This is a genomic window from Nonomuraea insulae, assembly GCF_042656245.1.
Genome location: NZ_JBHSPA010000034.1, coordinates 10,152 through 20,684 on the forward strand (window position 1 = coordinate 10,152; position 10,533 = coordinate 20,684).

At 69.9% G+C, this 10,533-nt stretch carries 10 protein-coding genes; 6 read left to right on the forward strand and 4 right to left on the reverse strand.

What is annotated here, in order from left to right:
* Both ACFPZ3_RS29585 and ACFPZ3_RS29590 read right to left on the reverse strand, forming a co-directional pair.
* Window positions 1-1,706: site-specific integrase (locus ACFPZ3_RS29585; RefSeq protein ID WP_379517541.1), on the reverse strand; the 1,706-nt coding region annotated here is incomplete at its 3' end.
* Between the two features lie 5 nt (window positions 1,707-1,711).
* Window positions 1,712-1,978: a helix-turn-helix transcriptional regulator gene (locus ACFPZ3_RS29590; RefSeq protein ID WP_358109767.1), complete on the reverse strand. Its 267-nt coding sequence runs from the start codon at window positions 1,976-1,978 to the stop codon at window positions 1,712-1,714.
* Window positions 1,979-2,592: 614 nt separating this feature from the next.
* On the opposite strand from ACFPZ3_RS29590, the gene ACFPZ3_RS29595 reads away from it, so the two are divergent.
* Genes ACFPZ3_RS29595 through ACFPZ3_RS29605 form a run of 3 tightly spaced genes read left to right on the forward strand, consistent with a single transcriptional unit; the run spans window position 2,593 to window position 5,643 of the window.
* Window positions 2,593-3,603 carry a tyrosine-type recombinase/integrase gene (locus ACFPZ3_RS29595; RefSeq protein WP_379517542.1) on the forward strand — a complete coding sequence of 337 codons (1,011 nt, stop codon included), beginning with the start codon at window positions 2,593-2,595 and terminating at the stop codon, window positions 3,601-3,603.
* A gap of 3 nt (window positions 3,604-3,606) precedes the next feature.
* Window positions 3,607-3,954, forward strand: coding sequence for a helix-turn-helix domain-containing protein (locus ACFPZ3_RS29600; protein WP_379517543.1), 348 nt, complete (start codon window positions 3,607-3,609; stop codon window positions 3,952-3,954).
* 6 nt (window positions 3,955-3,960) lie between these two features.
* A complete protein-coding gene (locus tag ACFPZ3_RS29605) occupies window positions 3,961-5,643 on the forward strand; it encodes a tyrosine-type recombinase/integrase (RefSeq protein WP_379517544.1) in 1,683 nt (560 codons plus the stop codon).
* On the opposite strand, the gene ACFPZ3_RS29610 is transcribed toward ACFPZ3_RS29605, so the two are convergent.
* A complete protein-coding gene (locus ACFPZ3_RS29610) occupies window positions 5,559-6,515 on the reverse strand; it encodes a TRM11 family SAM-dependent methyltransferase (protein WP_379517545.1) in 957 nt (318 codons plus the stop codon). The genes ACFPZ3_RS29605 and ACFPZ3_RS29610 overlap by 85 nt on opposite strands.
* Window positions 6,515-7,282 (reverse strand): hypothetical protein, encoded by a 768-nt coding sequence (locus tag ACFPZ3_RS29615; RefSeq protein WP_379517546.1) that lies wholly within the window; start codon window positions 7,280-7,282, stop codon window positions 6,515-6,517. Before ACFPZ3_RS29615 ends, ACFPZ3_RS29610 begins: the two co-directional genes overlap by 1 nt.
* 755 nt (window positions 7,283-8,037) lie before the next feature.
* Here ACFPZ3_RS29615 and ACFPZ3_RS29620 point away from each other — a divergent pair.
* From ACFPZ3_RS29620 to ACFPZ3_RS29630, 3 genes are all read left to right on the forward strand, one after another.
* Entirely contained in the window at window positions 8,038-8,451 is a 414-nt protein-coding gene (locus ACFPZ3_RS29620) for a hypothetical protein (protein WP_379517547.1), read from the forward strand.
* A gap of 347 nt (window positions 8,452-8,798) precedes the next feature.
* Window positions 8,799-9,743, forward strand: coding sequence for a hypothetical protein (locus tag ACFPZ3_RS29625; protein WP_379517548.1), 945 nt, complete (start codon window positions 8,799-8,801; stop codon window positions 9,741-9,743).
* A gap of 334 nt (window positions 9,744-10,077) precedes the next feature.
* Window positions 10,078-10,494 (forward strand): pilin, encoded by a 417-nt coding sequence (locus ACFPZ3_RS29630; RefSeq protein ID WP_379517549.1) that lies wholly within the window; start codon window positions 10,078-10,080, stop codon window positions 10,492-10,494.
* Window positions 10,495-10,533 lie beyond the last annotated feature (39 nt).

The window sequence follows — 10,533 nt, forward strand, 5'->3', positions numbered from 1 at the left end:
CTCTCTGCCTGACCTCTTGACGGCTGGCGGGTCGGCATCGGGATCACCGACCCGCCAGCCTCACCCTCCCCCTTATCGCTCGTTCGAGGCTGAGCGGTGCCCCGCCTGGGCGGCACCGGCCCAGGCGCGGGAACGACGGGCCCCGCGAGGAGGGCAGCGGTCGCCTCGGCCGCTGCAGCGGCGGCTTCGGGATAGACGCTGGTGTAGGTGTCCCGGGTGAACGCTGACGTCTTGTGCCCGAGCGTCTCCTGCACGATCTTGATGTCCACCCCGGCGGCGAGCATCGCGGTGGCGGCGCCGTGGCGCAGGTCATGAAGCCGGATCGGCGGCAGGCCCGCCTGGTGGCACAGCCCGTAGAAACGGTCGGTCACGTGCTGCGGGTGCAGCGGGCGGCCCATCTCGTCGGTGAAGACGAATCCGGAGTCCACCCAGTCCTCTCCCGCGGCCAGCCGCTCGCGGGCCTGGCGCTTCTTGTGCTCTTTCAGGATCGCCATCGTCTCGGCGTCGACGGCGATCTCACGGTCGCTGGCGTCGGTCTTCGGGGTGCCCTGGATCGGGTCCCAGCCCAGCTGGGTGATCTGCCAATGCACGCCGATCCTGCCCTTTTCGAAGATGACGTCCGGCCAGCGCACCCCAACCCCCTCACCGCGCCGCAAGCCGCGCACCGCGATCAGCCTGTACAGCGCGAACAGCCGATCCCGGCGGGCGTAGACGAGGAACGCCGACGTCTGCTCGGGCGTCCACACCATCACCGGCGACGGCCGCACCGTGCCGATGTAGACGGCGATCGGGTCGACCCGCTTACCGGCACGGGCCCGCTTGAGCCGATCCAGGTGCCCGGCGTGGTCCTTGCGCCACTGCGTCACCTTCTCATCGGTCCAGATGACCGGCTTCGGGCGGACGGCAGGCGCCAGCTCGACCACGGCGGCGGGGTTGAAGTCCAGCAGCCGGTCCTGGCAGATCGCGACGTTCAACGCATGCCGCAACGTCGCCCGGATGCGATGCAGCGTGGTCGGCCCGACCGGACGGCGATATCGGACCGAGGCCACCCGGGCGGGGTCGCCGCTGCCGCGTTCGGTGGCGATGATGTCGTTGAACTCCTCGATCGCATCGAACATGCCCGCGATGTCGGAGACCCGCAGCCGATCCAGCCGGATCTGCCCCAGGTACGGCGTCAGGTAGAGCCGGACATGCGACTCATACGAGCGTTTCGTCGTCGCCTCGATCGACCGCTTGCGCTTGAGGAACTCCTGCAGCCATTCAGTCACCGTGATGTGCCGGTTCAGGTCCTGCCGGGTGCGGACCTTGCGCCGCACCTCTTCCAGGTCGGGTAGATGCTTGGTGTCTTTGAGGACCGACAGCATCAGCTTGGTGATCTGCCGCCGGACGGCGGGCTCGTTGTCGAGGGCGAGCAGGCCGCGGGCGTGATCCAGCTCGGCTTCGGCCTCCTCCAACGTCGCGAACCCGCTGCGCCGCAGCGGGTTACGCCGCTTGCCGTCGGTGTGGGCGGGCAGCTCCAGCTGGTAGCCCCAAGTGCCGTGGGTGGTGCTCCACCGGCCGCCGCTTCCGTGGGTGCGGCGCAGCTTGGGGCAGGACTTGCTGATGTTCTTGCCGGTCTCGGGGTCGATGCACGTGCAAATCTTGAACGTTGTGCCCTTGGCGACTTTGAGCTCGTTGCCCGCCGTCGTGTTCGGGTCTTTCGCCATCGTGGTCATCCTTTCTCGCATGCCTGGCGGCTCTGGCTGCCGCCCTCGTTGCTGCCGTCCTGATCGGGATGGTCGAGTAGCGCCCGCAGCCCGCGCACCGGCACCGCGTACCGGCCACCGATGCGCAGCACCCGGCACGGAAACTCACCTGCCTTGGCAAGGCGGTAGATCGTGCTGCGGCTCAGGCCGAGCAGCCGCCCAGCCGCGAGCAGGCTGATCACCTCCGGCGCCGCCTGCTGCGCCGGGTGGCTGGTTGGGTTTGTGCTGGTCATGCATCACCTCCATGAGCGTTGATCAACAGGGCGTTCGGGTCGCGCAGCACGCGCGGCCCGTACGCCAGGGCGGGCTGTGCGGGCGCTACACCCCGACCCGGCCCCGCCCGGCCCCCGAGCGCGGAGTGTGACCGCCGTTCATGGACCGGCGACCACAGCCCCCAGGCCCGGGGCCCGGTACGGGGCGGGTGCGTGGGCGGGCGATATCGACGCCCACCTCCACGGCCCGCGTCAAGCGAAATCCGCAGGTTCACGCCCGCGCCCCAGCACCCGGCCCGAAATGCGGGCCAGGAACCAGGGGTCACGCGGGGCTAATCCAGCTCGCGTACGGCGTCCCGAGCAGCGCCAGGCTCGGGACCGGGCGGCGTCTGAGAAACAACCGGTGGGTTCGTGATCAGCGTGGTGGGATGTTCAGACCCGGTTCCACTGGCGGCTTGCGGGTTTTGATCACCGATCCCTGCTTCCACGGTGTGTTGATGCTCCGTCACGATTCGTGAAGTCCTATCGTGGGTTCCGATCGTTTTGCTCTGCTGGTGAAGGGACGGGTGCTTGGGTTGGGCCTGGCGGCGGTAAAGGATCTTCGGGACGTATGCTCTCCCGCCGGCCCCGAGGAGTTGGCGGCGTTCGAGACCGATGTGCTGGCGGAGTTTGTCCTGGCGCGAGCGTCGGCTGGGCTGGCGGACTCGACGATCAGCGGAGACATCGGGCATCTGGAGTTGATGCGGGCGTGGTTCGGCCGCCCGTTGTGGGAGATGGAGCCCACCGACGCCGACGTCTACTTCGGCACGGTGCTGCGTGATGCGGCCAGCGGGACGCGGTTGGCCCGGGCTCAGGTGCTGAGGACCTTCTTCGTGTTCCTGGAGCTGCGGCACCAGGTCGAGATTCACCGGCTGACCGGCCGAGTGGTGCAATGCCCGATCGATGAGATCAACCGGCCGCGTGGGCGGCGCGACGCCTCGCTGCGGATCCCGCCATCGGCTGAGCAGGTCGAGCGACTGTTCGCCGGCTGGCGCAGCGATCTGACCAGCTGCCGCAAGTACGCGCCGACCGCGCGTAACTACGCCGCAGCACGGCTGATCACCGAAGTCGGGCTGCGGGTGAACGAGGCCTGCCGTCTCGACTTGGCCGACGTCAAATGGGACCTGGGCCACTTCGGCAAGCTGCACGTGCGCCACGGCAAGGGCAGCCGCGGCTCGGGCCCGCGTGAGCGGATGGTCCCGCTGATCAACGGGGCGGGACGGACGCTTCGCTGGTTCGTGCAGGACGTGTGGGGACATTTCGACGATGACCACACCCGCCCCAGCGCCCCGCTGTTTCCCTCCGAGCGGCGCAACGCCGACGGCAGCGGCGCACGCGTGGGAGCCGACCGGATCCGGGCCGCGCTCGCCGAGGCCGCGGCCCGGCACCTGCCGGACTGGTCCACGACGCTGACGCCGCACGTGCTGCGGCACTATTGCGCCAGCCAGCTCTACCGCAACGGGATGGACCTGGTCGCCATCCAGGAAACCCTTGGACACTCCTGGATCACCACCACGATGCACTACGTGCACGTGCACCGCACGCATGTCGAGGACGCCTGGATCGCGGGTCAGCAGCGCGCCGCCGCCCGGCTGAAGGGACTGTGAACGGTGAAATGGAATCTGCGGCTGGCCGCCGCGAACCGAGGCATCTGGAAGGCCTCGGAGCTCCAGCGCAGCCTCGCCGATCACGGGTTGGTGATCTCCGCAGGCAAGATGTCGGGCCTGTGGTCGGGGCAGCCGATCTCGGTCAAACTGTCGGACCTGGACGTCATCTGCGTGGTGCTCGGTTGCCAGATCGGTGAACTGCTCATTCCCGAGCCCGACCTGATCTCCGAGCAGACCACCCGGCAGGCCACCAGGTCGGCCACGCCGACCGCCGCGACCGCCGGAGGCGACAGCGGCTCCGGTGCGGTGGTGCCGCGCCGGCGTGACGGCCGCTCGCTGCCTCCGGCCTGACCCGCCATGGGCACCACTCCGCCGCACCGTCGAGGCCTGCGCGCCGGGATCGTCAGCTGCGCCTCCTGCCTGGGCTGGGGCCAGACCTACACGATGGGGTTGTGCGCGGGATGCTACTGCTTCCCCCTCTTCAACCCCGAGACCGGCGCGTGCGGCGCCTGCCGACGGGTGCTGCCGCTCAAGAAGGGGTACTGCCGGCTGTGCTGGTGTCAGGCCGAACAGAACCGGCGCCACCACGACGGCGACGCCCGCTCGAAGGTGGTCATGGCGCCGCACCTGCGCGACGTCCGCTTCCATCAGCTGTTCCTGTTGTGGAAGCCGCCGCGCACGCCTGCGCCGCCGCCGCGGATCCCCCGACGGCGTGGGGCCAAGGGCCGCCCGCTCAAGCCGCCGCCCCCGATCGCCATCCGCCCGGCCGGTCGGTGGCTGCAACCGCCGTTGTTCCCAGCGCCCCCGCGCACCTTCGGCTACGGACGCTTTGATCTGCGCAGCCAGCCCGTGCCGGACAATCCCTGGCTGGCATGGGCGCTGCACCTGGCCCACACCATGGCCCAGGCCCGCGGCTGGAGCGCCATCGTGCGCTGCACCACCCAGCGGACCCTGGTCATGCTGCTGGCCGGGCACGCCGACGGGGACACCATCCGCACCTCCGACATCCACCAGGTGATCAGCCGGCGCAGCAACAGCTTCCGCCGCGCCGTCGAGATCCTCGACACCATGGGCGTGCTGGACGACGATCGCCCCACCAGCTTCGATCTGTGGTTGCAGCGCAAGCTCGACAGCCTGGCCCCCGGCATCACCGTCACCGTCGATGGCTGGGCCCGCGCCCTGCTCCACGGCACTTCCCGCACCCTGCCTCGCTCCCAGAGCACGGTCGCCGCCAACGTACGCGTCATCCAACCCGCCCTGCTGGACTGGTCCGCCGCCTACGACCACCTGCGCGAAGTCACGCGCGCCGACGTGCTGGCCCAGCTTGACGCGCTGCACGGCCACCACCGGCAGACCGTCGCCTGCGCCCTGCGATCGCTGTTTCGCTGGGCCAAACGCGGCGGCGTCATCTTCCGAGACCCGACCAGCCGGATCAAGACTCCCCGACTGGAGCACCCGGTCTTTCAACCGCTGTCGCCCGACCAGATCGCCCGAACCGTCGTGGCGGCCACCGCCCCGCACGCACGACTGTTCGTCGCCTTGGCCGCCGTGCACGCCGCCCGCCCCTTCGCGATCCGCGCGCTGCGCCTGGACGACATCGACCTGGGCAACCGCCGGATCACCATCTCCCGATGGACCCGGCCCCTGGACGACCTCACCCATCGGCTCCTGATCGAGTGGCTCGAGTACCGCCGACAGCGCTGGCCCGACACGGCCAACCCTCACCTGCTGATCAGCAAGCGCACCGCCGTCGGCACCGAACCGGTCAGCCAAACCTTGCTCGCGCCGCTCTTGCGTGGGCTGCCCGCCACCATCGAACGGCTTCGGATCGACCGCCAACTCGAGGAGGCGCTCACCCACGGACCCGACCCGCTCCACCTGACCAAGGTGTTCGGCATCGCCGAAGACACCGCCGTCCGCTACGCCAACTCCGCCCGGGATCTGCTCACCCGCCCTCATGAGGACCACCCCGTGTCCTCGCCCGGAACCCGCGCCAGCGGATCCGAGATATCTCCGGACGAACCCTTGGGTTCCCGCTGAAGATCCTTCAGTTTCCGTGAACCCACGGATCTCTGGGGGACGGAAAACACGAGCAGGTCCTCATGCGCTACAGCGTGGATCGGCACCCCCCGCGCCCACGCCTTACGCGCCTCGTGCAACTGGAAGAACGACGCCCGATTGAGAAGACGGTCGTCGCCGAGCCCGCACAGCAGGCACACGATCCGGTCCACGAACACCAGCCCGGCCTCCTCCGCCAGCTGATGCACGTGACCGGGCAGGTCGACCAGCTCGCCACGCACCCGGTAGGGCCGCACCGTGATCGCCGCGACTCCGCCCGGCCGCAGCAACTGCACGCAGCCGGCCAGGATGCGGCCGAACCCCTCCAGCAGGTGCGGGAGCTGCTGGTGGGCCAGGTTGGCGCGATCGTGCGAGTAGCGCTGGTTCCACTTGCGCACGCCCGGCTCGCCGGTGTCGCGGGTGGAGCGGATGTGCCCGTGCGTGGCCGCCCCGTACGGCGGCGAGGTGAGCACCAGCGCCGCCCGCCCGACCAGGTCCGGCAGCAACCGGGCGATATGCCGGGAGTCCCCGGCCACCACCCGCCCGAACCCCGCCGCTCCTTGTGCGCGGGCATGGCCGAGGTTGGCGACCGCCAGGCGCGCCCACCGCTCCTCGAACTCCACTCCCGCGGCGTGCCTGCCCAGGTGGGCGGCTTCGACCAGGGTGGTGCCGATTCCGCACATCGGATCGACCACCAACTCCCCCGGACCGGTGTAGGTGGCGATCACCTTGGCGGCGATCGAGGGCAGCATCTTGCCCGGATGCCGCATCGACTCCGGCACATACCGGCCCCGGCGCTGAACCCGAGACGGCCGCTGACCCGTCGCCCAGACCGACGTCGTCACCTCCGTCATCAGCCCTCACCCCCGACCCGCTCGGTGCACCCGGTGGGCTCGGTGGCGCCAGGGGCGGTGAACAGCAACATGTCCGCGTGCACCCGGGCACTCGCCGGCAACCCGGCGCACTCCGGCAGATCCTGGACCGCAGCCAGAGCACGGCGGGAGAGATCCGCTTCGATGCGCTCACCGCGAGCGGGATGCCGCAGGGCGATGATGTGCTGCAGATACACCAGCCCCGTCTGCCGGGCACGGGCGATGATCTCGGGTACCGGGTCGGCCACACCGTCTTCCCGGTGCAGGCCGGTGACCACCACTAGATGCCCGCCCGGCTTGACCAGCCCTGCCGCACGAGCGACATCGAACACCTCAGGTTCGGCCTCGGAGTCCGGTCGGCCGGGGGCGTGACCCACGGGCTGCTGGCAGGTCTGCTCGGCTACGACCAGCCCCGCGCTGCCCGCGAGATCAGCCAGCACCCAGGCGTCATCGCCAGGCTCGGTGACGCGTAGGTCGGTGACCTCCAGGTCGTAGCCGGGATGGGTGCGGGCCAGGCAGCTCCAGGACACGCCCGCGCGGGCGACGTCGGTGAAGACGGCCACCGGCAGGCAGCCCGCCGTCAGCGCGGCCGAGACGAGCTGGTGATCGCTCGCGCCGAGATGGACCACGGTCTCGCCCAGCCGCGTACACGCCGCGACCAGGTGGCGGGCCAACGGGCCGCTGACCGGATGGCAACACCCCGCCCGGCAGGTCGCGGCCGATTCGGTGTCGGCTGCCGCCAGCCACACCGACAGCGGCAAATGCCCCCGGCCCGCATCCTGACCCTCCCGGAACAGCCGAAGACCGGGCTCGCCGGGCTGGGCGTCTGGTCCGGACGCGATGGACGAGGAGCCGGCCGGGGCAGGCCCGGGAGCGGCAGAGGAACGGGTGGGCGTGGATGCCGTTGAGGTTGAGGTGATGATGGGCTTGGTCATGTGGGTGTGGCCCGAAGTGCCGGGCCACCGATCCCTGTCACTATTCCAAATACCTGCCGCGAGAGCCGAATTCGGACAGGCCCTCACGTAAAGATTCGGCAAGACCAGCGGTATGCGGTCCCGCGCCCACGGCTGGACGCCACCGGCCAGGACAGCCCGGCTCCTCATCCACAACCTGTGGACAAGCGTTGCCGGTCAGCCCCTGGCCAGATCGCCGGCTGTCTCGCCTGGAATGCGCACGACCGTGCCCCACCTGCGCAATTCACTCTCCGCACCCAACTGGTCACGCCCATAATGGTGCGGCGTGCGGGTCGGATGCTGGGAGGGGGTCCGGCCCGTACAAACGAGTGTGCCAACCCGGCGTACCGTCCCCTCCGGGCCTGCGCCCACACTCCCGCACCTCCTCCCTCCCACGCACACCATGAAGAGAGTTTCCGCAGGTCACAGCCGTCTCGGACACTTTCCGGGCAACGCTCGTCACCGGCTCCACCACGGCCGGCCGTCCTTGACGAATGCCACCTAATCTGGGAAGAGGACACCCCGAGACGTGTCAGCGGGAGGCGATCTGCATGCCGAGCCGGAAGGACGAACTGGCCGAACGCCGCTTCGCCAAGCTCGTCGATCAGGTCCAGGCGATGATGTCCGCCAGCCTCAAGCCGGAGTACCGCGGCTTCTACGGCCAGCTCGTCCTCACCCGCGAAGCGGTCGCCGAGCTGGGCGAGGTGGCCGAGGTCCGGCGAGCCGCGCGGGCGGCGGCCCGCCAGCTCGGCTGGAAGGCCCGCACTCATGTCACCGACGACGGGACGCTGTTCATCATCGATGACCGCGACCCGCCCCAGGAGATCCGGGAACTGGCGGCCCGCCGTTGCGCCGAGGCCGTCTCGTCCCTCATCGCCAACGCCCAAGCCGAGGCCCGCATGCTCCGCACCAGCGAGCCCAGCACTCTCCCCACCCGCCTGAGCGACCCAGACGAGAGCCTCTGACCGGCCGCGCTGCAACCCGAAACCGGCAGAGGTGAGCCAGAACCCACACGGTGCGCTTCGGTCCACCCGGTTGACGCAATCTTGACCCGAGACTTCGGCCTCATCCCGTTACCGCAGGTCAAGACCGCTTCCGGGGGCGGCGTCATGGACCGTACCTGTCTTCAACCCGACACGCGCAAGCCCGTCATTCTGGCGTTTTCGCAGGTCATCCATGGTTCCGGAGCGTGACCCCAAACTGGCGTGATCTTTGCCGCGCCCGATGTCTGATCATTTCCTGCCCGATTCCTGTCCGGCCTCTCTGGCGACATGGCGACGTCCGAACCGAACGCCTCATCGGGAGCCTCGCCATGTCTCACCCATCGGTCCACCTCGCCACGGACGCCACCACCAACCCAGCCACCACCCGCACGATCCTGACCAGCCCGGCCGCCGACCGCGCCGACCTGAACGGTGCGCCCACAGCCCGCTCGGCCGAAGCGTTGCCCACCATCGACCTCGACGCGGACACCACGCAGCCCAACGAGGCGCCCGACAGTCTCGGAGGCAACTCATGCAGCCGGGGCGGATCGCTGCCGCTGGATGTGGCCGAGCACGCCTTCACCCTGCTCATGCGCGGCCCCGCCCCGCTCTCACTCGACGGCGCACAGCTCGGGCACGGGCTTCCGGCCCGACCCATCCCGCTGAACGAGCTGCAGGCGATGCTGCTGCACCCGACCTGCTCCCGCACCACCCGTGACCACGTGTGGCGACACCTCATCAGCCAGGCCCGCACCCACCGGGCAGCGTGGATGATCGCCGCCGTCGCCCTGGCCATCCCGATGCTGCGCCGCCTCATCACCGCCCTCGCCAGCAAGACCGTGGTCGAGCGGGTCGACCGCGAGGACCTGGAAGCCGACGTGCTCACGGCCTACATGGAGGCCCTGTGCCGGGTGAACCTGACCTGGTCACACCCGCTGCTCCGGCTCTCCCGGCTGACCCACATCGCCGTCGTCCGTGCCCACGCCATCGACCGGCCCGGCCCGCTGGCCGACCCCGACCTGTCCGACCGCGCCGACAGCGGCCAGCAGCCGCTCACCTACCCGGCCGGCCACCCTGACGTGCTCCTGGCCGAGGCGATCGCCCAGCAGATCATCACCGAGTTGGAGGCGGAGCTGATCGCCGCCACCCGGCTGGACGGCGTGTCGCTCAGCTCCTACTGCCGCCGCCGCGGCCTGCTCTACTGCGCCGCGCTCAAACGCCGCCAGCGCGCCGAAACCGCGCTGTACCAGGCGCTCCAGCGCGGAGACCTGTAGCGATCACACCGGCGATCGGCGGCGAGCAGCCAGCAAAGACTGCGCAAAATCCGCTGGCCCTCATGTCCTAACTCGGCCTTTCACCCAGGTCTTTTAACCACTGAGAAGGCAGCGCGGAGGACGCCGCGGCTCGGCAGCGAAGGCCTGTACCTGGCCACCGGTCCCTGTCACCCGGCCCAGCCCACCAGCACCCACCCGCTCAAAGGAGGACGCCCACCGGCCCCGCGACCGGCCCGGCACCTCCGCGCTGCCTCTCACCCGCACCGCCACCACCCGCCCCACCTACGCACCCATCGACACCCAGCCCGACCGACACCCTGCCCGGGAGGCAGCCGTGATCCCACGCACCCGCTCCACCACCCGCAAGGCCCTGCTCATCACCGCCGTCATCCTCGCCACCGTCACCTTCGGCACGCTCGCAGAACTCGCCCTGGCGCACTTCGCCCAAGCCACCACCACGACCACCACCACCACCGTCACGGCCCTCGCCGCAGACGGGGAGGGCGCCGGAAAGGGCGCGGCCTCGCTGAACCAGGTGATCGACAACCTGCGCAACGTCATCATCGGCCTGCTGGTCGCCCTCGCCACCCTGTTCCTGACCGTCGGCGGGGTCCGCTACATCCTGGCCGGCGGCGACCCCGGCGAAGTCGAAGCAGCCAAGAAGACCCTGCGCTACGCCGCCCTCGGCTACGGCATCGCCGTCCTGGCTCCGCTCTTCGTGACCATCCTCAAAGGCATCGTCGGGGCCTGACGGTGACCCGCCATTCACCACCTCGCCCACCGGCAACGA